This window comes from Pseudomonas sp. FG29, from assembly GCF_057809355.1.
Genome location: NZ_JBMDJU010000021.1, coordinates 19,150 through 39,748 on the forward strand (window position 1 = coordinate 19,150; position 20,599 = coordinate 39,748).

Consider the following 20,599-nt stretch of genomic DNA (forward strand, 5'->3'; position numbering starts at 1 on the left):
CGCGAAGCTTCTTGCTGTAAGGCAATTCGCGAGCAGAGCTCGCTCCGACAGGTGGCCGGCGTCGTGCTTCGCGGGTGCGGCGTCGCATTCAACCCGCTAAACTCGTGCGGTTTTAGCCACCCCGGATTGCGCACCATGCAGCACCCCGCCGAACATTCCCCGCTTGGTAAGTCCAGCCAGTACATCGCCGAGTACAGCCCCGAGTTGCTGTTCCCCATTTCGCGCACCACCAAGTGGGCTGAGCTGGGCCTCGACGGCACCAACCTGCCGTATCAGGGCGTGGACTACTGGAACTGCTACGAGCTGTCCTGGCTGCTGCCGTCCGGCAAGCCAGTGGTGGCCATCGGCGAGTTCGCCATCCCGGCCGACTCGCCGAACATCATCGAGTCGAAGTCCTTCAAGCTTTACCTCAACTCGCTGAATCAGTCGGCCTTCGCCACCTGGGACGACGTGCAGGCGACTCTGGTGCGAGACCTCTCGGCAGTGGCCGGCAAACCGGTGGCGGTGCGTCTGCGTTCGTTGAGTGAAGTGTCTGCTGAGGGCGTGGCGACACTGCCGGGGCAGTGCATCGATGAGCTGGATATCAGCGTCAGCCAGTACGATCACCCGCAACCCGAACTGCTGCGCTGCGATGCTGAGCGGGTGGTGGAGGAGAGCCTGCACAGCCATCTGCTCAAGTCCAACTGCCCGGTCACTGGCCAGCCGGACTGGGGCAGTTTGGTCGTCGAGTATCGCGGTGCCGCGCTGGATCACGCCAGCCTGCTGGCCTATCTGGTGAGCTTCCGCCAGCACGCCGATTTTCACGAGCAGTGCGTGGAGCGCATCTTCCTTGACCTGCAGCGCCTGCTGCAGCCGCAGTCACTGACCGTCTACGCGCGCTACGTGCGTCGCGGCGGGCTGGATATCAACCCTTACCGCAGCACCGAGGCGATCACGCCGGAAAATGGTCGTCTGGCGCGGCAGTGATCCATGAAAAATGCCGCTTGGACAATGCGGCCATTGTAGGAGCCCCGCACGGGGCGAGGCTTTTCCCGTCAGTTCCGGCCTGGTTCGCGGCGGGGCGCCGCTCCTACACCTTCGATGCGTCGAGGCTTGGCCAGGAGGCATTGGCTAGGCGGCGACATTGGGCTTGAAACGCCAGGTCTGAACCGGAGCAGGGCATTCAGATGCCCATGTTGGCCAGGCTCTGCATGATGTTGCGCAGGGTGCCGGCGAGGGTGGGGTGGCTGGCTTCGAAGCGTTCCACCGCCAGATTGACGCCATCGACCAGCGTGGCGTCGGGCGCTGCCGCCGCTTCGCGTGCCAGTTGCACTTCGATTTCCTGCGTCAGCAGGTAAAGCGAGGCGCGTTCTTCTTCACTGAGCGGCGTGTCCTGGGCCAGGTGTTGCTGGAGGGCTTCCAGTTGCTGCTGCAGGTCGCTTGCTGGCATAGATGTTCTCCTTGTCGAATCGGCATAGGCATTGACCCCCGGCACCGCCGGAAGTTTTCAGCCCGTACCTGAAGGTTAATCCAAGCCCGCCGGCTTTGCCTGATCCCGATCAAGCCCTCAGGGCTTTTCGCCCTTGCTTCTGCGCAGGCCGATGTCGTCCAGGCTCGCCTCGATCTCGCCCAGATGATCGACCACCGAATGCACGCCAAGGCGGTAAAGATGCAGCGTGGCTTCGGCCCGCAAGCGTTCCTGCTCGTTACTGGCCAGTGCCTGCCAGTCGGCTGCAGCATGGCCGCCCAGCACGCCACTGATTGCCAGGCCGATCGTCCAGCAGCCCGCATTGAGCCCCGCTTGCAACAGCAGCGGATTACCGCTGACCAGGATGCAGCCATCCAGGCGTTCAACTCCCAACTGGCTCAGCGCCTGCCAGCAGCTGTCCGGCGCCGGCCAGGCCCTGGCTTGGCGCGGCAGCACCGGCATGATCGAGCCCGGTAGCGCCTCTGCCAGGCAGGTGCTGGCGTCCGCAGGCAGGCTGTCGAGCCAGGCGCAGGGTATGCCTTGGGCGGCCAGGGCATCGAGCAAGCGTTCGGTGCCCGGTGTCGGCTCGGCATGTTCACAGGCCACTTCGCTCAACGCTTGCAGCAGCACTCGCAGTTGCTCGGCGGTAGCGGGTCTGCCCAGCGAGACATTCAGGGCCTGTTGCGGGCTGAGTAGAGAATCGGCAAATGTCGCGGCAGGATAGCGGCGCTGCAGGGCGACGGGCAGCGTGCGCGCACCGAAGTCGACCAGGCAGCCGGAAAGCTCGAAGAGTAGGGCGGTCGGAGGGCAGAGCATGGCATCGTCCGTGGCAGTGGCACGATCCAAGTTACTGCGTGTGGATGACCGAAAGATGACGGTCAGATGACGCTGAGCTGGGCACGCAGGTGTTCCGGCAAGGCCACGGACTTGCCGCTGGCATGGTCGATCCACACCAGTTTGCAATAGCCCTCTCCGTACAGGCTGAGAGGATCCTCCCGGGTGCTCAGCCGATGTTCGATCACCAGGCTGCTGCGCCCCACGGCGCCGGCCCTCAACTCGACCACCACGGTTGCGGGATGCACCACGGGTTTCAGGTAAGTGTGCTGGGTCTGCAGGATCACCGGGCCACAAGCGGCACCGCCCATCGCCACTCCAGCCTGTTCGAACCAGGCGACGCGAGCTTCCTCGAGGTACTGCATGTAGAGGATGTTGTTGACATGCCCATAGCTGTCCATGTCGCCCCAGCGAACGGGGATATGCGCGGTATGCAGAAGTGTCTTATCGGTCATCACAAATCTTCGCTATGCTGCCCAACCATGGCGCCTGGCTATATACTACGCGGCCTTCGGCCCGTTGGCGGTGGCCACATTATTCCCTCAAGGAGAGATTTCAAATGCATGTGATCGGTGCTCGCTGGATCGCGCGCCTTGGCGGCCTGATGGCCCTCGTTGGTCTGAGCCTGTTGCCTGCGATGAGTCAGGCCGCTTCCGAGGACGATCCGTGGGAAGGCTTCAACCGCCCCATCTTCCGCTTCAACGATACGGTCGACACCTATGCACTGAAGCCGATCGCGCAGGGCTACCGTGCCGTCACTCCGCAGTTTGTCGAAGATGGCGTGCATAACGTATTCGGCAACATCGGTGACGTTGGCAACCTGGCCAACAACCTGCTGCAGGGCAAGCTGCACAACGCCGGCGTCGACACCAGCCGCCTGATCTTCAACACCACCTTCGGCTTGCTGGGCTTCTTCGATGTGGCCAAGCACATGGGCTTGCGCAAGAGCGACGAAGACTTTGGCCAGACTCTCGGCGTCTGGGGGCTCGATAGCGGGCCTTATCTGGTCATCCCGTTCCTCGGCCCCAGCACCGTGCGTGATGCCGCCGGTCGGGTTCCAGATTCGTTCCTGCAACCCTATCCCTACATGGATCATGTCCCCACGCGTAACGTGACCATGGGTGTGGAAGTGATCGATACCCGCGCCAACCTGTTGCAGGCCGAGCGTCTGATCAGCGGTGACAAGTACATCTTCATCCGCAACGCCTACCTGCAGAGCCGCGAGTTCAAGGTCAAGGATGGTGAAGTCGAAGACGACTTCTGATTCCTGCGGGCATGAAAAAGGCGGCTTCGAGCCGCCTTTTTCGTTGCTATTGGTTTCAGCGCATCGACAGGATGGCCAGTCCCAGCGACTGCCGTCCGTCGTCCAGGTCGGTCACGCGCACCACCTCGGCCTCGGCGTCCAGCCCGGACAGCTCGTTGTGGTCGGAGGGAATATGAACACGCACCTTGTCACCCATCTGCAGGCTGATCTGCGCCTCGACTTGCATGCCGGTACTCGATAGATCCAGGCACATCGCGGGTGTTTCACCACCGGCATGGTGCAGTGTGACAGGGGCCTCCAACCGCATGCGGATGAAGTCGCGCTTCTCGCTGTACGCTCGATCATTCTGACTCATGGACGGCCATCCTCTTCTTGTGATCTATCCCGCGGCCCTTATACCCCCCGCCGATTTACCCTGTAAAGCCGCCTAACGACGACCGGCACCGGCTTGAATCGCTCGGCGGATGGGAGTACCGTCTGCCCCTTGAAATTGCCCTGGCCCCCTTCGTGGCGCTGCGCCACGGCTGCAACCCAATTGCTCCGGCGCAGTTTGCCTGGATTACCCATGCACAAAACCAGTGCCACTTTGCTGATCATCGACGACGACGATGTCGTGCGTGCTAGCCTCGCGGCTTATCTCGAAGACAGCGGTTTCGAGGTGCTGCAGGCCTCCAACGGCTTGCAGGGGCTGGAAGTGTTCCAGCAGTTCCATCCCGACCTGATGATCTGTGACCTGCGCATGCCGCAGGTCGACGGACTCGAGCTGATTCGCCGAATCAATGCCCTGGGTATCGAAGTGCCGGTCATCGTCGTGTCCGGTGCCGGCGTGATGAACGATGCCGTCGAGGCCCTGCGCCTGGGCGCTGCCGACTACCTGATTAAGCCGCTGGAAGACCTTGCCGTGCTTGAGCACTCGGTACGCCGTGCGCTCGACCGCTATCGTCTGCGCCAGGAAAACCAGCGTTATCGCGAGAAGCTCGAAGCCGCCAACCGCGAACTGCAGGCCAGCCTGCATCTGCTGCAGGAAGACCAGAACGCCGGTCGCCAGGTGCAGATGAACATGTTGCCGGTGACGCCCTGGCAGGTCGATGACCTGAACTTCGCCCACCAGATCATTCCGTCGCTGTACCTGTCCGGTGACTTCGTCGATTACTTTCGCATCGACGAGCGTCGCATTGCCTTCTATCTGGCCGATGTCTCCGGGCATGGCGCGTCCTCGGCATTCGTCACCGTGCTGCTCAAGTTCATGACCACGCGCTTGCTCTACGAGTGGCGTCGGGGCGGCACGCTGCCGGAGTTCAAACCGTCGGACGTGCTGGGCCATATCAACCGTGGCCTGATCAATTGCAGGCTGGGCAAGCACGTGACCATGCTCGGTGGCGTGATCGACCAGGAAAGCGGCACGTTGACCTACAGCATTGGCGGGCATTTGCCCTTGCCGGTGTTGTTCGAAAACGGCCAGGCACGTTATCTGGAAGGGCGTGGTTTGCCCGTCGGACTGTTCGAAGAGGCCGAATATGGCGACGCAGTCATGGCGCTGCCGGAGTCGTTCAGTCTGACCCTGCTGTCCGACGGCATTCTCGATCTGCTGCCAGGTGACACGCTCAAAGCCAAGGAACTGGCGTTGCCACAACTGGTTAGCCAGGCTGGTGGGACGCTCGATGGCTTGCGTCAAGTTCTCGGTCTGGCCAATCTGGGCGAGATGCCGGATGATATCGCCTTGCTGGTGTTGAGCAGGAACCTTGCATGAATCCTGGGATAAGCCCCGGTCGTATCCAATTTGCGGAACAGGACGGCACCTTCGTCCTGAAGTTCGTCGGGGAAGTTCGCCTGACGCTCTGTTCGGCGCTGGATGCCACGATTGAAAAGATTTTCACCGCGTTGAATTTTTCGGCCATCGTCATCGACCTGACCGAAACGCGCAGCATCGACAGCACGACCCTCGGCCTGCTGGCCAAGCTGTCGATCCTCTCGCGGCAAAAGGTCGGCTTGCTGCCGACCGTCGTCACCACCCATGACGACATCACGCGCTTGCTGCAATCCATGGGCTTCGACCAGGTGTTCAACATCGTCGAAGGCCCGGCGCCGTGCCTGGAGTGCCTGGATGACCTGCCCTCGCAGGATCAGTCCGAGGAGGTGGTGCGGGCCAAGGTGCTGGAGGCTCATCGCATTCTCATGGGGCTCAATGACTCCAACCGTGCCGCCTTCCATGATCTGGTCAGTGCACTGGAACGACACTGATCGACACGCTGAACATGAAAAAGGGGCGCCCGCATCAGCCGGCGCCCCTTTTCGTTTCATGCATCAGGAGCGGCACTGCCGCTCCTGCTCATCGGCTCAGGCTTTGGCGGTGAGTAGCGCCTCGAGCTTTTCCTGATCGCGGGCAAACAGACGGATGCCTTCGGCCAGCTTCTCGGTGGCCATGGCGTCCTCGTTCAGTGCCCAGCGGAAGGCGCTTTCATCGAGGCTCTGGCGTGGCTGGCTGGCAGCGCCGGGGGTCAGTTGGCGGCTCAGGGAACCGTCGTCTTCGGCCAGTTTCTGCAGCAGGTCGGGGCTGATGGTCAGGCGGTCGCAGCCGGCCAGCGCCTCGATCTGGCCGAGATTACGGAAGCTTGCGCCCATCACCACGGTGTCGTAGCCGTTGGCCTTGTAGTAATCGTAGATGCGGCTGACCGACTGCACGCCAGGATCCTCGGCGCCTGCGAAGTCGCGCCCTTCGGCCTTCTTGTACCAGTCATAGATACGGCCGACGAACGGCGAGATGAGGAAGACGCCGGCGTCGGCGCAGGCCTGCGCCTGGGCAAAGGCGAACAGCAGGGTGAGGTTGGTCTGCACGCCGGCCTTTTCCAGTTGCTCGGCAGCGCGGATGCCTTCCCAGGTCGAAGCGATCTTGATCAGCACGCGCTCACGGCCGATGCCGGCCTTTTCATACAGACCGATCAGGCGTTCGGCGCGGCGCAGCGTGGCCTCGGTGTCGAACGACAGACGTGCGTCGACCTCGGTGGAAATACGCCCGGGGATGACCTTGAGAATCTCCTGACCTACGGCGACGGCGAAGTGGTCGCAGGCCAGGCCCAGATCGCCCTTGCCGGCGCCGACGGCCTGGCTCAGCAACTCCGCGTAGCGGGGCAGGGCAGCCGCCTTGAGCAGCAGCGAAGGGTTGGTGGTGGCATCCACCGGTTGCAGACGGGCGATGGCGTCGAGGTCACCGGTATCGGCGACTACGGTGGTGAACTGCTTGAGTTGTTCCAGCTTGGAGGTCATGACGTGGCCTTGTCGTTGCAGATTGAGCGACCTTACCCGAGGCGCCGCAGGCGCTCAACGGGTAGGGCGTTGACACAAGATTTAGCATTTGCTGATGCGTTTTTTCCTGTCTCGTTCGTCTCTATTCAAGAGATTCGAAAAAACGCTCGAAGTCGGTGGAGTCCGGCTTTGTTACACGCCAAGGAGCCCGAACATGTCGACCCAGCACAACCCGTCTCGTTCACTGAACTCTGCCGAGCAGGCCCCGGACAGTCTCCAGTGCCGCGCCTTGCTGCAGGCCGTCGGGCTGCGTTTCAGCTTGCCGCGACAAAAGGTGGTGGAGGCCCTGTACGGCGCTGACGAGGAGGAAGGGATTTCCAGCCGTGAACTGCATCGGCAATTGAATCAGGCCGGCGAGCCGCTTTCCCTGGTGAGCGTGCGTCAGGTGCTGCGGCGCATGGAGGAAGGCGGCATGATCCAGGCGACGGGCCGTAGTCGCTACCGCCTGACCGGTGCTGCTCAGTGCCCGCGCAGCAGTTCGGCGGCCTGATCCAGCAGACCGAGCGGATCCTGAACCTTGTGGATGTCCACTGACAGCAATTGACGGAAGCGTCGTGCGCCAGGAAAACCCTGAGCCAGCCCAAGCACGTGGCGGCTGACGTGATGTAGGGTGCCGCCCTCGCGTATATGTTGTTCGACGTAGGGCTTGAGGGCGAGCAGGGCGTCCATGCGCGTGATGGGCGGCGTATCTGCCCCGAACAGCCGGTTGTCCACCTGGGCCAGGAGAAAGGGGTTGTGGTACGCCTCGCGGCCGAGCATCACACCGTCGAAGGTCTGCAGGTGCTGCTCGCATTCCTCCAGCGTCTTGATCCCTCCGTTGAGGATGATTTCCAGATCCGGGAAGTCCTGCTTGAGCTGCGCCGCCACGTCGTAGCGCAGCGGCGGAATCTCGCGGTTTTCCTTGGGCGACAGCCCTTCAAGGATGGCGATACGGGCATGCACGGTGAAGCTGCGGCAGCCAGCTTCGCGCACCTGGCCGACGAAGTCGCACAGCTCGGCATAGCTGTCGCGGCCGTTGATACCGATGCGGTGCTTGACCGTGATCGGAATATTTACGGCGTCCTGCATGGCCTTCACGCAGTCGGCCACCAGCGCCGGATGGCCCATCAGGCAGGCGCCGATCATGTTGTTCTGCACGCGGTCGCTGGGGCAGCCGACGTTCAGGTTCACCTCGTCATAGCCATGCTCTTCGGCCATCTTCGCGCAGGTCGCCAGATCCTGCGGATTGCTGCCGCCCAGTTGCAAGGCGATGTGGTGTTCGCAGTCGCTGTAGCGCAGGAAACGCTCGCGATCACCGTGAATCAGCGCGCCGGTGGTGACCATCTCGGTGTAGAGCAGGGCATGACGCGAAAGCTGGCGCAGGAAGTAGCGGCAATGACGATCGGTCCAATCCATCATCGGGGCGACGGAGAAGCGGCGGGACAAGGGCGCGGGTGTGAGCGGCTTCGAAGACATACGCAGATTGCTTGTTCAGGAGTGAAGGAGTTGGCCAGATGCTGTGGCCGAGCCCACTCGTTCGGTAGCAGCGGGCGGGCGATTCTAGCAAGGCGCGGCCATCTTCTCTCGAAAAACGGACAGCCGAGCGGATGAATGCCTGCTGGATGGGGTGAAGTCCGGGTTGGTGATGTATCAGGGCGCGGCAGGCCTTGCACCTTGCCGCGCGGCGTATCGTCCTACACCTTGAACTGATCCATAAGCTTCATCTGGTGATTGGCCAGGTTGTTGAGCTGGCTGCTGATTTTTGCCGACTCGGTGGCTTGTTCAGTAAGGGTTTCGGTCACGGTGCGGATGGCTGCAACGTTGCGGTTGACCTCTTCGGCCACGGCGCTCTGCTGTTCGGCAGCGCTGGCGATCTGCAGGTTCATGTCGCTGATCACCGACACCGCTTCGCTGATGCGCCCCAGGGCCTGGAAGGCATCTTGAATCTGCTCGACGTTGGTCTGTGCGTGTTGCTGACTGGCGTGCATGGTGCTCACTACACCGCGGGTTGCGCCCTGGATGCGTTCGATGACCTGGCGGATTTCCTCGACCGAGTCCTGGGTACGTCGCGCCAGGTTGCGCACTTCGTCAGCCACCACCGCGAAGCCTCGGCCGCTGTCGCCGGCACGGGCTGCTTCGATGGCGGCGTTCAGCGCCAACAGGTTGGTTTGCTCGGCGATGCTGCGGATCACTTCCAGTACCGAGCCGATCTGCTCGCTGTTGACAGCCAGGGCTTCGACTTCGCTGACCGCCTTGCTCACCTCATCGGCCAGCACACGAATGTCACGGCTGCTGCGTTCGATGAGGCTTTTGCTCTGCTGGGCAGATTCGTCGGCACCACGGGCGGCTTCAGCGGCACTGGAGGCGCTGCTGGCGACTTCCTGGGCCGTTGCGCTCATCTCGTTGGAGGCGGTGGCCACCTGATCGACTTCGCGGAACTGGATTTGCATGCCTTCGCTGGTCTGGCTGGCGATGTGCGAGGACTGATCAGCGGTACTGCGCGCCTCGGTGATGCTTTGCTTGATCTGCGCGACGGTCGGTTGCAGCTTGTCGAGGAAACGGTTGAACCAGCTGGCCAGTTCGCCCAGCTCATCGCGCTTGTTGTAGCGTAGGCGCTGGGTCAGGTCGCCTTCACCACTGGCGATGTCTTCGAGCATGTGCGCCACTTCGTTGATCGGTCGCGTCACGCCGGAGGCCGTCAGCCAGATCAGCACCAGGCCCGCCAGGCAGGCGACCAGTGCCATTGCTAGTGCCTTGACGGTGCCGCTGGTCTGGGCCTGGTCGAGCAGGTTCTGCAGCTTCACTGCATCGGCCAGCAGAATCTTTTCCGGCAGACCGATGGACACGCCCCAAGGCTTCGCATTGGCGATTGGGCTGACCGGGTAGATCGCGTAGATGAAATCGCCTTGGCTGAGGATGCCAGGGGCACTGCTGCCCAAGGCTGAGAGGATCTTCCGGCCTTCGTCGCCCTGGGCTTCACCGATGTTCTTGCCGATCTGGTTGTCATCGGTGCTGTAGGCCGCCAGGGTACCGCTGGGGGAGACGATCAACACGCGACCGGCATTATCGAACAGGCCGCGTTGAGCCTCGCTGGCAGCCGCCTGCAGGGAGGCGAGCTCAAGGTCTATGCCCATGGTGGCAATCACCTTGTCGCCGTCCATCAGCGGAATGGACAGCGAGGTCATCAAGACGCGCTCACCTTCCAGTGTGTCAGCATAGGGTTCCAGCAGGCAGGCACTCTTGCGCTCGCGGGGGCAGGTATACCAACTGTTATAAGGCGCGCCGCTGATACTCAGCTCGGTTTTCTTGATGTCGCCCTCAGTGATCATGATGTTCATCGGCTGCGGCGTGCTGCGCGTCCAGGCACTGGAGAAGCGGCCGGTTTCGTTGGCGCCGTGGGTACTGTCATCGACGAATGCGTTATCGCTGCCATCCAGAGCGTTGGGCTCGAACACCAGCCAGATGCCTAACACCTTGGTGTTGCGCTCGAAGGCAGTCTTGATGCTCTGGTTGATCGCCTCACGCAGTGATGCGCTTGGCATTCCGTTCTTTTCAGCCAGTCTCCGTAGGTCTTTGACCTGGTCGGCGAGACCGTTCACTACCAACAGGCTGTCACCAAAGGTACGTTGCAGATTCAACGCCTGCTCGGCTGCGCGTGCCTGGAGCAGACGCTCGACGCTGTCGGTCAACATATGGCGACTGGATGTACTGGTCAGTTGGTTATTCTGGCCACTCTGGTAAAGATTCATGCACACGATCAAGGCCGTTACTCCGAGCAGGCATAGACCGGAGAGCAGGACGATTTTCAGTCGAATGGACATGGCATTGAACATGGCGATATCTCTCTAATGAGCAGCAATCCAATGCGGCAAATGGATGTTAAAAGTGCTCGAATGGGGATTTTTTCTTGTATCGGCTCGCCACATGCTTTCATGAGCGAGGGCGGCGCATCCTGTCTGCAGTGCCATCATTGGACGTCCTGCTGTAGACATTAGCCGAGTAGTGCCATAGCGCCAGCCTCGAGCAGCCGCCATGGTGGGGTAAGCCGACCGAGGCGGTGAAGCGAGCGGGGTGAGACCAAGTGGCTATCGCCTTGCTACGAAAGAAGGATGACGGTCGACGGGCTATGATCGGGAATCTGTATGAGAGACTCACGAGCCGCTTCAATGCCTGTTCTAGCGCCATCTTTGCATAGTCGACGTCTGGCCAATGGCGCCGTGCTGCGCGTATTCCAGCAACCCTGGCCGCGACAGGCTGGCGCGTGTCTGCGCGTGGCCGCTGGCAGCCATGACGAGCCTGAGGCCTATCCCGGGCTGGCGCACTTTCTCGAACATCTGCTGTTTCTCGGCAGTCACGACTACCCCGTCGACCAGGGGCTAATGGCGTATGTGCGCCGTTGTGGCGGGCTGGTCAATGCCTCGACGCGCGCCCGCCATACCGATTTCGTCTGCCAGGTACCGGCAGGCGCCCTGGCGCCAACCTTGCAACGGCTGCAGAGCCTGCTGGCCAGGCCACTTTTCGAGATAGAGGCCCAGCGCCGCGAGCGTGAGGTGCTGCACGCCGAATACCAGGCGCGCAGCCAGGATGCCGACAGCCGTATCGAGCATGCTCTTGGCCAGGCGCTTGCGGCTGGGCATCGCTGTGCCGATTTCCTTGCGGGTGAGCGCGATAGCCTGCCGGTGGAACAGGGAGCTTTTCAGCAGGCCTTGTGGCGCTATCACCGCGAGCACTACCAGGCATGCAACATGAGCCTGGTGCTGGTCGGGCCGCAGCCGGTCGAAGAGCTGCTGGCTCTGGGTGAGGCCTGTCTGCTGGCGATGCCGGTGGTGGAGAGCTCTACGGTTCGACCCTGTGCGTCCTTGCTGCCGTTGCGCGCGCCTCGCTTGCTGTTGCAGCAGGCGGATACCGGCTTGATCCTGGGGCAGGCTTTGGAGCTGGACGAACCGGGCCTGGAGCCTGCACTGCAGCTGTGGCTCGATGCGTTGCACGATCCCGGGGCGGGTGGCCTGCAGGATCAGTTGCGTCGGGCGGGATTGTGCCATGGGCTGCAGGCCCGGCTGCTTTACCGTCACCAGGGGCAGCGCTTGCTGCGCATCGACTGCCCGGGCGCGACGGCGCAGGGAGGTGCTGCGCTGCAGGCCGAATGGCTGGCCTGGTTGCAGCGGCTGCGCGGCCATGCCGGTTGGCCCGAGCGGCTGCAGGCCTGGTCCAGGCTGCAGGCGCTACGCGGCGATGCGCTGGCACCCTTGGCCCTGGCGCAGGAGCTGCAGGATCAGCAGCCAGAAGCCGATGCGAGGGTGCTGTTGGCCTTGGACAAACTGCTGGAGCAGCTTGCCAGCGGTACCGGGCTGATCGAACTGCTGGCGTCGCCGGAGCCACAGCCCAATTGGCCCGCGGTCGGGCTCGACTTGCCGTTATTCGCCCTGCCTGCTCAGACATTGCCGCCAGCTCGGCTGCAGAGCACCCTGGCTGACGTGGCGGTTTTGCCATCGCCATCGGCGAAACGGCAATCGCTGCCACAGGTGGCCCTGCGCTGGCATACGGGGCCTGCCTATGGTGGCCCGGCCGCGCTGTATTGGCGGGCACCCCTGGTGGCGGCTGACATATCGCTACCGGCACGCCTGGCCATGCTGCAGGCGCGTATCGCGGAGCAGGCCAGTCTGTGCCAGCGCCATGGCGTCGAGCTGCATCTGCAGGTGGAGCCGGATGCCTGGTCGCTGGCGCTCTCCGGCGCGGGTGAGTGGCTGGCAGCCAGCAGTGCATGCCTGTTGCCGCTGCTGCTGGCGCCTCTGTCGGACGGTGCAGCGCCCGCGCCATCCGGGCTGCTGCTGCGCCAGTTGCTGCAGCACCTGCCACTCCTGGGTCAGGGCGAGACAGCCAGTTGCCTGCAAGGTCTGGGGGTTGGCCTGGACGGGGCCGCGCAGCGCCAGGTCGAGGCGCTGTTCATGCAGGTCGATGCGCTGGTGGATGCCGGTATGCCGATGCCACTGGCGGAGGCTATGCGCTGGCGTGAGCTGGCCTTGCCAGGCGAGGAGCGGGCGCTGTTGCTGTTTTGTCCATTGCCTTTCGCCGATGCCACGTACGAGGCCGCCTGGCGCCTGCTCGACCAATGTCTGCAGGAAGCCTTTTACCAGCGCCTGCGTGGCGAACTGCAGTTGGGCTACGCGCTGTTTTCCGGCTTTCGCCAGGTGCGCGGGCAGCGCGGGCTACTGTTCGGTGTGCAGTCGCCGCACTGCGAGGCGAGCGGTCTCTTCGCGCATATTCGCCACTTCCTCGAGCAGCAGCTGGCGCGCCTGGCCGAGCTGACGCCGACGGCGTTCGCCAGCGCGCGCGCGGCCCTGCAGCAGTCGTTGGAGCTGCCGCGCAGCCATGTCGAATGGGCCGACCAGCTGTGGCTGGCGTACCGCGCCGGGCTGCAGGCCGATCATCCCCTGCATCTGGTGCAGGCCGTGGCCAGCCTGGATCAGGCGGCCTTGCAGCGCGCCTGTCGCGATCTGCTGCTGGAGCGCGGCTGGCAGGTACTGGCCAGCGTCCCCAGCACCCGCTGAATCCCTGATTTCTCATGTCACCGGCCTGGAGCCGGCGCTGGTGTGTGCCCGTGCATACGACCTTGGATGGCGCTTGCGCCTTCAGGTGTAAGACCTGCGCCTATGCCACCTTGGTCGCCGGTGGTAGCGCGACCTTGCGCCTGCAACCGGTAGCGGGCCGGTAGCGCAACGCTTGATGCAGGCCGGCTGCCCTGCGCCAAAGCAGCGCAGATCCGCTGCCAAGGCAGCGTATGGCGGGGCTGGACGCCTTCCGATAATCGCCTCCGACACGACTGCCCCGGCGGTCGCCACTCAAGCGGAGAGCGTTATGCACAACAACAAGATCGCCATCACCCGGTTTCTGCCCCTGACCCTGGCCACCGCCGTCGCCCTAGCGACCGCTCAGCAGGCCGCCGCCGAGATCGTCCTGTACGACAAGGACGACACCACGTTTTCCACCGATGGCTATGTCAATGCCTTCTACGTCAACAGCGACGTCGACCGTGACGGCGAGCAGTTCGACCGCCGCCAGTCGCGGGTGAAGATGGGCTTTCTGCCCAACTGGATCGGTTTCAACTTCGGCAAGCAGGTCGATGATCTGAAGCTGGGTGCACGGGCTTCGTTCTGGGTGACCATCAACGACAGCGAAACCAACGGCACCGACACCGCCATCGACGTGCGCCAGTTCTATGGCACCGTCGCCAACCCCGAGTGGGGCGAGGTGCTGGTGGGCAAGGACTTCGGCCTGTTCTCGCGCTCCAACATCTTCCTCGATGAACTGCTGGCCGGTTATGGCAACGTCTCCGACACCCTTGGCCTGGTGGATGGCACGGGCGTGTCCTTCGGCAACATCGGCACCGGCTACCCCTATCCGTTCCCGACCTCGCAGATCACCTACCGCAACAACAACCTGGCTGAAGGCCTGCGTGTCGCGGTCGGCATCATGGATCCGGTGGATACAAACGACGACAGCGCCACCGGCAAGGCCTACCAGGAGAACCCGCGCTTCGAGTCGGAAGTCAGTTACCAGTTCGATGTCGGCGGTTCGACCATCTACACCTGGGTCAATGGCGCCTACCAGACCTCGGAGAACACCGACGACACCGTCGATACCGTCACCTCCAAAGGCCTCGGCTATGGCGTGCAGGCCAAGTTCGGCGGCCTGTCGCTGACCGGCTCGGGCTTCCAGGCCAAGGGTATCAACCCGTTCTTCACCAACAACCTGGGCGAGCCGACCCTGCGCGACATCGACAGCGACGGTTATCTGCTGCAGGGCTCCTACACCTGGGGCAAGAACCGCGTGGCGCTGTCCTATGGCAAGACCGAGGACGACGGCAACGGTCTGGGTGTGGCGGCGGATTACGAGACCCGCGGCATCGCCTACTTCCGCACCATCAACGACAACCTCAAGCTGGTCGCCGAGTACAACCAGTACCAGATCGATGCTGCCGAAGGCAGTGGCCTGAACGAAGACACCAATACCCTCGCGCTGGGTGCGGTGGTCAGCTGGTAATCATTGCAATAACGCGGGCCGGGCAGGGGTTGACCTCTGCCCGGCCTTTTTATTTGTGGCCTGTAGGGCGGGTGCAACCCGCCGTTATCCTTCTGGCGGGTTTCCCCCGCCCTACCTACTGAAAGGCTTGGCGTACTGCTTCGCGAGTACGCCCTACGGAGCGACTACCCAGTACTCAAGTAGCATGGGGCTGCCTGCGCCTGCTTCGTAGAATTTCCCCATGATCAGCAGGTGCATTGGGGCGTGATATGGCCTTGCAACAGTCCGAGGGCGTTCTTCGCGCCGTTTCCAGTACGAAGGACGTGGAGCAGGCCGCTCAGGAACTGGCACGCCAGTTGATCCACCCTTATCTCGGCTTCGTGCTGTTCTTCTGCTCTGCTGAATACGATCTTGAAGGCCTCGGCCAGGCGCTGGAGGCGCACTTCGGCGGGGTGAGCCTGGTCGGCTGCACCAGTGCCGGCGAGATCACCCCACAAGGCTACGGCCGTGGCTGCGTGGTGGCGCTGGGCTTTGACCTGCGCTGCTTCTCCATCGCCAGCGCGCTGATCGACGAGATGGAACGCTTCAACCTGCTCGACGCACAGCACCTGGTCGATGGCCTGGTGAAGGACTGTCGCAGCAACGAGCTGGCCTCGATCAAGGGCCACAGCTTCGCCCTGACCCTGCTCGACGGCCTGTCCAGCCGCGAAGAACTGGTGCTCGGCGCCCTCAGTGCTGCACTCGGCAGCATCCCGCACTTCGGCGGTTCGGCTGGCGACGATAATCACCTGACCCATACCCACGTCTACCACGACGGGCGTTTCCACAGCGGGGCGGCGGTGGTGGTGCTGTTCAATACCTGGCTGGACTTCGAGGTGTTCAGCACCCACCACATCCAGCCCAGTGGCGAAAAACTGGTGGTCACCCGCGCCGACAGCGCCAGCCGCCGGGTGTACGAGCTCAACGCCGCGCCGGCCGCGCAGGAGTACGCCGAGCTGATCGGCGTGCCACTCGATGCCCTCGATCACCGCGTGTTCGCCGCTTATCCGCTGGCCGTGCGCATCAGCGATCACTACTACGTGCGTTCGATCCAGCAGGTACACGACGACCTCAGCCTGACCTTCTACTGCGCGGTAGAGAACGGCATCGTCCTCACCGCCATGCGCCCTGGCCCTTTGCTGCCCAACCTGCAGCAGCTGTTCACCGGGTTGGAGCAGCGCCTCGGGCCACTGCTGCTGACCATCGGCTGCGACTGCTTCCTGCGGCGCCTGGAAATCGAGAACGAGGGAGGCGTCGAGCCGGTCGCCGAACTGCTGCGTCAGCAGCGGGTGATCGGTTTCAACACCTACGGAGAGCAGTTCAATGGCATGCACATCAACCAGACTTTTACCGGTGTCGCCATTGGTCGCCCCACTGGACGCAGCGAGCGCTGAGGTGCAGGCGCGTTGCGCTGCGCTGGAGCTGGAGAACGCCAAGCTCAAGCGCATCAACGCCGCGCTGATCGAACGGGTGGAGTCGATCCACTCGCGGGGCGACGATGCCTACGCCGCCTTCCAGCATTCGGTGGTACTGGCCGAGCAGGTGCGTGAGCGCACCGATGCGCTGAACCAGGCGATGGCCGAGCTGAAATCCAGCAATCAGTTGCTCAGCGATGCACGCCTGCGCGCCGAGACCGCCCACCACCATCTCATCGACGCCATCGAAAGCATTTCCGACGCCTTCGTGCTGTTCGACGATCGCCAGCGCATCGTGCTGTTCAACAGCCGTTTCAAGGCGTTGTGGGTACGCAGCCGGGCGCGTATCGCCACCGGTACGCGGCTGGAGGAAATCCGCCGCCTGAGCCGCAGCACCGGCCTGGTGGTCGAGGCGCAACTGGGCAAGGAGGGCGAGCCGAGCCTGCTGCGCCTGCAAGACGGTCGCTGGCTGCAGGTCAGCGAGCGGCCGACCCGCGAAGGCGGTCTGGTGATCCTCTACACCGACATCACCGAGGTGAAGCAGAGCGAGGCGCTGCGCCGCGAGCAGGCCCTGGCGCAGAAGTCGCGCCTGCTGCAGCGCGCGGTCGACAACCTGTCGCAAGGCATGGCCATGGTCAATGCCGACGGCGCGTTGGAGCTGTGGAACCATCGTTTCCTCGAACTCTGCGGGCTGGCGCCGATCAACGCCCATCGGCCGTTCGCCGAAGTGATGGCGGAAAGTGAATTGCAGCCGCTGACCCCGGACAGCCGCGACGCCGCTGGCAAACCGCTGCGCCAGGTGGAGGTGCGCCTGTTCGACGGGCGCATGCTTGAAGTGCGCACCCATCCGCTGCCCACCGGTGGCTTCGTCAACACCTTCACCGACATCACCGAGCGGCATCGCCAGGCCCAGGCGCTGAGCGAGAGCGAGCGCTGGATTCGCCTGATCACCGACCACGTACCTGCGCTGATCGCCTACCTGTCGGCCGACCTGGTCTACGAGTTCACCAACAAGGTCTACGAGGAATGGTACTGCTGGCCGCGCGGTGCCATGCTCGGCCAGAGCCTGCGCGAAGTGCACAGCGAGGAGCATTGCCTGCGTCTGGAACCGTACGTCGAGCGCGCCCTGTCCGGCGAGAGCGTGACCTTCGAGTTCGCCGAGACCAACCACAGCGGCCAGGAGCGCTACATGTTGCGTTCCTACGTGCCCAACCGCCAGGCCAGTGGTGAGGTGATCGGCATCTTCGTGCTGATCCGCGATATCACCGAGCGCCGCCGCACCGCCGAGGCCCTGCACCAGGCTTATCAGCACCTGGAGCAACGCGTGCGCGAGCGCACTGCCGAGCTGACCACGGTGAACGAACAACTGCGCCGCGAGATCGACGAGCGCACGCAAATGGAAGCGCGCCTGCGTGAGGCCAAGGGCGAGGCCGAGCAGGCCAACCTGTCCAAGACCAAGTTCCTCGCTGCTGTGAGCCATGACCTGCTGCAGCCGCTCAACGCGGCGCGGTTGTTCACCAGTGCGTTACTGGAGAAGGACGCGCTCAACGGCTGTGCGCCGCTGGTGCGTAACGTCAGCAATTCGCTGGATGACGTGGAGAGTCTGCTCGGTACGCTGGTCGATATTTCCAAGCTGGATGCCGGCGTGATCAAGGCCGATATCGCCCCGTTCGCCGTCAGCGAGCTGCTGCACAACCTCGCCGCCGAATACCACCAGATCGCCCGCAGCGAGGGCTTGCGCCTGGATTACCTGGCCAGCTCGGCGCTGGTGCGCAGCGATGTGCAGTTGCTGGCGCGGATCCTGCGCAATTTCCTCAGCAACGCCATTCGTTATACCGCCAGCGGGCGCATCCTGCTCGGCTGTCGGCGGCGCGGCAACAGCCTGTCCATCGAGGTGTGGGACACCGGCATCGGCATCGCTCAGGACAAGCTCGGCGAGATTTTTCAGGAGTTCAAGCGCGGCGATAACGTGCAGCGCAAGCAGGATCGCGGCCTGGGCCTGGGGCTGGCAATCGTCGACAAGATTGCCGGCATGCTCGGCCACCGTATCCGCGTGGCCTCGCAGCAGGGGCGAGGCTCGATGTTCGCCGTCGAGGTACCGCTGACCCGCCGTGCGCCCAGGGCGCGGCTGGAGCAGGCCAGCGCGCCGCCGTTGCTCGAACGGGTCAGTGGTGCGCGAGTATGGGTACTGGATAATGACGCGGCGATCTGCGCCGGCATGCGCACCCTGCTCGAAGGCTGGGGCTGCCAGGTGATCACCGCGCTTTCCGAAGAAGACCTGGCGCGCCAGGTGGACAACTACCACGCCGAGGCCGACCTGCTGATCGCCGATTACCACCTGGATGACGAGCGCAATGGCGTCGACGCCGTGGCGCAGATCAACGCGCGGCGTAGCGCCGCGCTACCGGCCTTGATGATCACTGCCAATTACAGCAACGAACTCAAGCAGCAGATGCGCGAACTTGGCCACAGCCTGCTGCACAAGCCGGTGCGGCCGATGAAGCTCAAGGCCGCGATGAATCACTTGCTCGAACGCGGCTCACCGCACGCTTAGCAGGCCGTTGAAAAACTACCTGCGTTGGCAATACTGCGTTAAAAACAGCCTCAAAATGCTCATTTACAGCGCGTAAACTGCGCTTTTTCGGCTGTTTTTGCCTTGTCTTGCCTGCCTCGCCTACGTTTTTCAATGGCCTGCTAGCCGGCGAAGCCCAGGCGCTGGCGCCAGCGGTTCTCCAGCTTCTCGGTGTCATGATCCATGGGGTGGAAGCCCGGGCGGTAGTAGTCGAGGTAGGGGCCGATCAGCTTGGTGAAGAAGCCGTGGCGCGGGCCGAACAGCTTCTTCAGGCCAAAGCCCCAGCTTCGCCAGTTGAACAACTGGCCATCCTTGCGCAGCAGGTGCAGCTGGAACCAGCCGATCACGCCGAGGAACATCACGGTGGTCAGCATCATCACCAGCACGCGGGTGAAGTAGCCGCCGTAGACCGTCTGGTAGACGTCGTAGCACACCGCCTTGTGCTCGTTCTCCTCGATCGCGTGCCACATCCACAGCTGGTACAGCTTGGGATCGTTCATCTGCGTGGTGAGGTCTTCGCGCTTTAGCAGTTGCTCGGCCATGGTCGCGGTGAAGTGCTCCAGCGCGCAGGTGGCCGCCAGGCGCTGCTTCTTGGTGCTGAAGCGGGTCGTCCATTCCAGCAGCACCTTGATGCGCAGCTCCAGACGCTCCAGGTCGATACCGTGCTCATTGGCGTAGTCGTTGTAGGCGGCGTGTTCCTTGGAGTGCATGGCCTCCTGACCGATGAAGGCGCTGATGTCCTTCTTCAACTGCGGTTCACTGACCTGGTCACGCACGGCGCGCACGCTGTCGACGAAGAACTTCTCGCCATAGGGAAACAGCGATGACAGGTTGTTCATGAACTGGCTCATGAAGGGGTCGTCGTAGAACCAGTACTTGGGCGTGGCGGTAAAGCTGAAGTCCATGCGGCGAACCGGGAAGCTGGATTTCGGCTGGGGCAGGGTGGCGCTTGCAGTCATCGTTCGAGTCCTCTTCTGGGAGTCGGGCTCCCGATTGTTGTGCGGCTCTGGGTAACGACACTCGGCTCGCGCAAACGCTGCAACGAGGCGAGTGTGTCTATGAACGATGTAACTATCGGACGTCGACAGCCTCGGGCGCTGCCAACTTTAGGCGGGAACTGCGTATGCGCGGCCGGCCCGAGGCGATTCCGGGCCGGTGCGTGCCAGCAGGTTATTGCTCGTCGAGGGCGAAGGCGGTGAGGCTGAAAGTGGGGATGCCGGCGTCCTGCAGCTTCTGCGAGCCGCCCAGCTCTGGCAGGTCGATGATCGCAGCGGCCTCGAAGACCTTGGCGCGCAGGCGGTGCACCAGGTTGGCGGCGGCGATCAGGGTACCGCCAGTGGCGATCAGGTCATCGAAGATCAGCACCGAATCGCCTTCGCACAGGCTGTCGGCATGCACTTCGAGGAAGGCTTCGCCGTATTCGGTCTGGTAGCCCTCGCTGAGCACGTCGGCCGGCAGCTTGCCCTGCTTGCGGAACAGCACCAGGGGCCTGTTCAGCTCATAGGCGATGATCGAGCCGATCAGGAAACCACGGGCGTCCATGGCGCCGATATGGCTGAACTCGGCTTCCACGTAACGCTGGATGAAGCTGTCGGCGACCAGGCGCAGTGCGCGCGGCGACTGAAACAGCGGGGTGATGTCGCGGAACACCACGCCAGGCTTGGGGAAGTCCACCACCGGGCGGATCAGGGTCTTGATGCTGAATTCGTCGAAAATCATGAGATGTC

General features: G+C 63.1%; 17 protein-coding genes and 2 pseudogenes. 9 read left to right on the top strand and 10 right to left on the bottom strand.

Features of this window, described 5'->3' with window-relative positions; all coding sequences use genetic code 11:
* Positions 1–135: 135 nt before the first annotated feature.
* Positions 136–966, top strand: a complete 831-nt coding sequence (queF, locus tag ACODS1_RS18685; protein ID WP_489086842.1) for an NADPH-dependent 7-cyano-7-deazaguanine reductase QueF — start codon at positions 136–138, stop codon at positions 964–966.
* Positions 967–1,162: 196 nt separating this feature from the next.
* Here the strand turns inward: queF and ACODS1_RS18690 are convergent, their stop codons facing one another.
* From ACODS1_RS18690 to ACODS1_RS18700, 3 genes are all read right to left on the bottom strand, one after another.
* A complete protein-coding gene (locus tag ACODS1_RS18690) occupies positions 1,163–1,429 on the bottom strand; it encodes a DUF4404 family protein (RefSeq protein ID WP_037050680.1) in 267 nt (88 codons plus the stop codon).
* Between the two features lie 117 nt (positions 1,430–1,546).
* Positions 1,547–2,263, bottom strand: coding sequence for an HAD superfamily inactivated hydrolase PcrP (gene pcrP, locus ACODS1_RS18695; RefSeq protein ID WP_489086843.1), 717 nt, complete (start codon positions 2,261–2,263; stop codon positions 1,547–1,549).
* A 62-nt stretch (positions 2,264–2,325) separates the two neighbouring features.
* A complete protein-coding gene (locus ACODS1_RS18700) occupies positions 2,326–2,736 on the bottom strand; it encodes an acyl-CoA thioesterase (protein ID WP_489086844.1) in 411 nt (136 codons plus the stop codon).
* Positions 2,737–2,840: 104 nt separating this feature from the next.
* Between ACODS1_RS18700 and ACODS1_RS18705 the strand changes: the two genes are divergently transcribed.
* Complete coding sequence (locus tag ACODS1_RS18705) at positions 2,841–3,545, top strand: MlaA family lipoprotein (RefSeq protein WP_489086845.1); 705 nt, start codon at positions 2,841–2,843, stop codon at positions 3,543–3,545.
* A gap of 55 nt (positions 3,546–3,600) precedes the next feature.
* Here ACODS1_RS18705 and ACODS1_RS18710 read toward each other — a convergent pair whose 3' ends face one another.
* Positions 3,601–3,900, bottom strand: coding sequence for a PilZ domain-containing protein (locus ACODS1_RS18710; protein WP_489086846.1), 300 nt, complete (start codon positions 3,898–3,900; stop codon positions 3,601–3,603).
* Positions 3,901–4,110: 210 nt separating this feature from the next.
* Between ACODS1_RS18710 and rssB the strand changes: the two genes are divergently transcribed.
* On the top strand, positions 4,111–5,295 hold the full coding sequence (gene rssB, locus ACODS1_RS18715; protein WP_322981184.1) for a two-component system response regulator RssB: 1,185 nt from the start codon (positions 4,111–4,113) through the stop codon (positions 5,293–5,295).
* Positions 5,296–5,303: 8 nt separating this feature from the next.
* Complete coding sequence (rssC, locus tag ACODS1_RS18720) at positions 5,304–5,786, top strand: anti-sigma factor antagonist RssC (protein ID WP_322981280.1); 483 nt, start codon at positions 5,304–5,306, stop codon at positions 5,784–5,786.
* 96 nt (positions 5,787–5,882) lie between these two features.
* Here the strand turns inward: rssC and tal are convergent, their stop codons facing one another.
* A complete protein-coding gene (gene tal / locus ACODS1_RS18725) occupies positions 5,883–6,809 on the bottom strand; it encodes a transaldolase (protein ID WP_489086847.1) in 927 nt (308 codons plus the stop codon).
* A gap of 193 nt (positions 6,810–7,002) precedes the next feature.
* Between tal and ACODS1_RS18730 the strand changes: the two genes are divergently transcribed.
* The gene (locus ACODS1_RS18730; RefSeq protein ID WP_322981186.1) at positions 7,003–7,338 is read left to right on the top strand and encodes a transcriptional repressor; all 336 of its coding nucleotides are present in this window, start codon (positions 7,003–7,005) and stop codon (positions 7,336–7,338) included.
* On the opposite strand, the gene dusA is transcribed toward ACODS1_RS18730, so the two are convergent.
* The 3 genes and pseudogenes from dusA to ACODS1_RS18745 all read right to left on the bottom strand — a co-directional run.
* Positions 7,308–8,303, bottom strand: coding sequence for a tRNA dihydrouridine(20/20a) synthase DusA (gene dusA, locus ACODS1_RS18735; protein ID WP_489086848.1), 996 nt, complete (start codon positions 8,301–8,303; stop codon positions 7,308–7,310). The genes ACODS1_RS18730 and dusA overlap by 31 nt on opposite strands.
* 218 nt (positions 8,304–8,521) lie before the next feature.
* Positions 8,522–9,037, bottom strand: a pseudogene (locus tag ACODS1_RS18740) (methyl-accepting chemotaxis protein); the annotation flags it as partial.
* A 390-nt stretch (positions 9,038–9,427) separates the two neighbouring features.
* Positions 9,428–10,660: pseudogene (locus ACODS1_RS18745) on the bottom strand (methyl-accepting chemotaxis protein); the annotation flags it as partial.
* Positions 10,661–11,014: 354 nt separating this feature from the next.
* Here ACODS1_RS18745 and pqqF point away from each other — a divergent pair.
* The 4 genes from pqqF to nahK all read left to right on the top strand — a co-directional run bounded on the left by pqqF (position 11,015) and on the right by nahK (position 18,854).
* The gene (gene pqqF, locus ACODS1_RS18750; protein ID WP_489086849.1) at positions 11,015–13,375 is read left to right on the top strand and encodes a pyrroloquinoline quinone biosynthesis protein PqqF; all 2,361 of its coding nucleotides are present in this window, start codon (positions 11,015–11,017) and stop codon (positions 13,373–13,375) included.
* A 307-nt stretch (positions 13,376–13,682) separates the two neighbouring features.
* On the top strand, positions 13,683–14,867 hold the full coding sequence (locus ACODS1_RS18755) for a porin (RefSeq protein WP_489086850.1): 1,185 nt from the start codon (positions 13,683–13,685) through the stop codon (positions 14,865–14,867).
* Between the two features lie 248 nt (positions 14,868–15,115).
* A complete protein-coding gene (gene nosP, locus ACODS1_RS18760) occupies positions 15,116–16,279 on the top strand; it encodes a nitric oxide-sensing protein NosP (protein ID WP_489086851.1) in 1,164 nt (387 codons plus the stop codon).
* Positions 16,209–18,854, top strand: coding sequence for a hybrid sensor histidine kinase/response regulator NahK/ErcS' (gene nahK, locus ACODS1_RS18765; protein WP_489086852.1), 2,646 nt, complete (start codon positions 16,209–16,211; stop codon positions 18,852–18,854). The genes nosP and nahK overlap by 71 nt, the downstream gene beginning before the upstream one ends.
* Before the next feature lie 140 nt (positions 18,855–18,994).
* On the opposite strand, the gene ACODS1_RS18770 is transcribed toward nahK, so the two are convergent.
* Entirely contained in the window at positions 18,995–19,831 is an 837-nt protein-coding gene (locus ACODS1_RS18770) for a metal-dependent hydrolase (protein ID WP_489086853.1), read from the bottom strand.
* Between the two features lie 211 nt (positions 19,832–20,042).
* The gene (locus ACODS1_RS18775) at positions 20,043–20,591 is read right to left on the bottom strand and encodes an adenine phosphoribosyltransferase (RefSeq protein WP_489086854.1); all 549 of its coding nucleotides are present in this window, start codon (positions 20,589–20,591) and stop codon (positions 20,043–20,045) included.
* Positions 20,592–20,599: the final 8 nt, after the last annotated feature.

Excerpts from the sequence above, each read along its gene's own strand:
- ACODS1_RS18710 (WP_489086846.1), bottom strand. The coding sequence starts at position 3,900 with ATGAGTCAGAATGATCGAGCGTACAGCGAGAAGCGCGACTTCATCCGC.
- ACODS1_RS18770 (WP_489086853.1), bottom strand. The coding sequence starts at position 19,831 with ATGACTGCAAGCGCCACCCTGCCCCAGCCGAAATCCAGCTTCCCGGTT.
- ACODS1_RS18775 (WP_489086854.1), bottom strand. The coding sequence starts at position 20,591 with ATGATTTTCGACGAATTCAGCATCAAGACCCTGATCCGCCCGGTGGTG.
- ACODS1_RS18730 (WP_322981186.1), top strand. The coding sequence starts at position 7,003 with ATGTCGACCCAGCACAACCCGTCTCGTTCACTGAACTCTGCCGAGCAG.
- tal (WP_489086847.1), bottom strand. The coding sequence starts at position 6,809 with ATGACCTCCAAGCTGGAACAACTCAAGCAGTTCACCACCGTAGTCGCC.
- ACODS1_RS18700 (WP_489086844.1), bottom strand. The coding sequence starts at position 2,736 with ATGACCGATAAGACACTTCTGCATACCGCGCATATCCCCGTTCGCTGG.
- nahK (WP_489086852.1), top strand. The coding sequence starts at position 16,209 with ATGGCATGCACATCAACCAGACTTTTACCGGTGTCGCCATTGGTCGCC.
- queF (WP_489086842.1), top strand. The coding sequence starts at position 136 with ATGCAGCACCCCGCCGAACATTCCCCGCTTGGTAAGTCCAGCCAGTAC.
- ACODS1_RS18755 (WP_489086850.1), top strand. The coding sequence starts at position 13,683 with ATGCACAACAACAAGATCGCCATCACCCGGTTTCTGCCCCTGACCCTG.
- pcrP (WP_489086843.1), bottom strand. The coding sequence starts at position 2,263 with ATGCTCTGCCCTCCGACCGCCCTACTCTTCGAGCTTTCCGGCTGCCTG.
- dusA (WP_489086848.1), bottom strand. The coding sequence starts at position 8,303 with ATGTCTTCGAAGCCGCTCACACCCGCGCCCTTGTCCCGCCGCTTCTCC.
- ACODS1_RS18690 (WP_037050680.1), bottom strand. The coding sequence starts at position 1,429 with ATGCCAGCAAGCGACCTGCAGCAGCAACTGGAAGCCCTCCAGCAACAC.
- rssB (WP_322981184.1), top strand. The coding sequence starts at position 4,111 with ATGCACAAAACCAGTGCCACTTTGCTGATCATCGACGACGACGATGTC.
- nosP (WP_489086851.1), top strand. The coding sequence starts at position 15,116 with ATGGCCTTGCAACAGTCCGAGGGCGTTCTTCGCGCCGTTTCCAGTACG.
- ACODS1_RS18705 (WP_489086845.1), top strand. The coding sequence starts at position 2,841 with ATGCATGTGATCGGTGCTCGCTGGATCGCGCGCCTTGGCGGCCTGATG.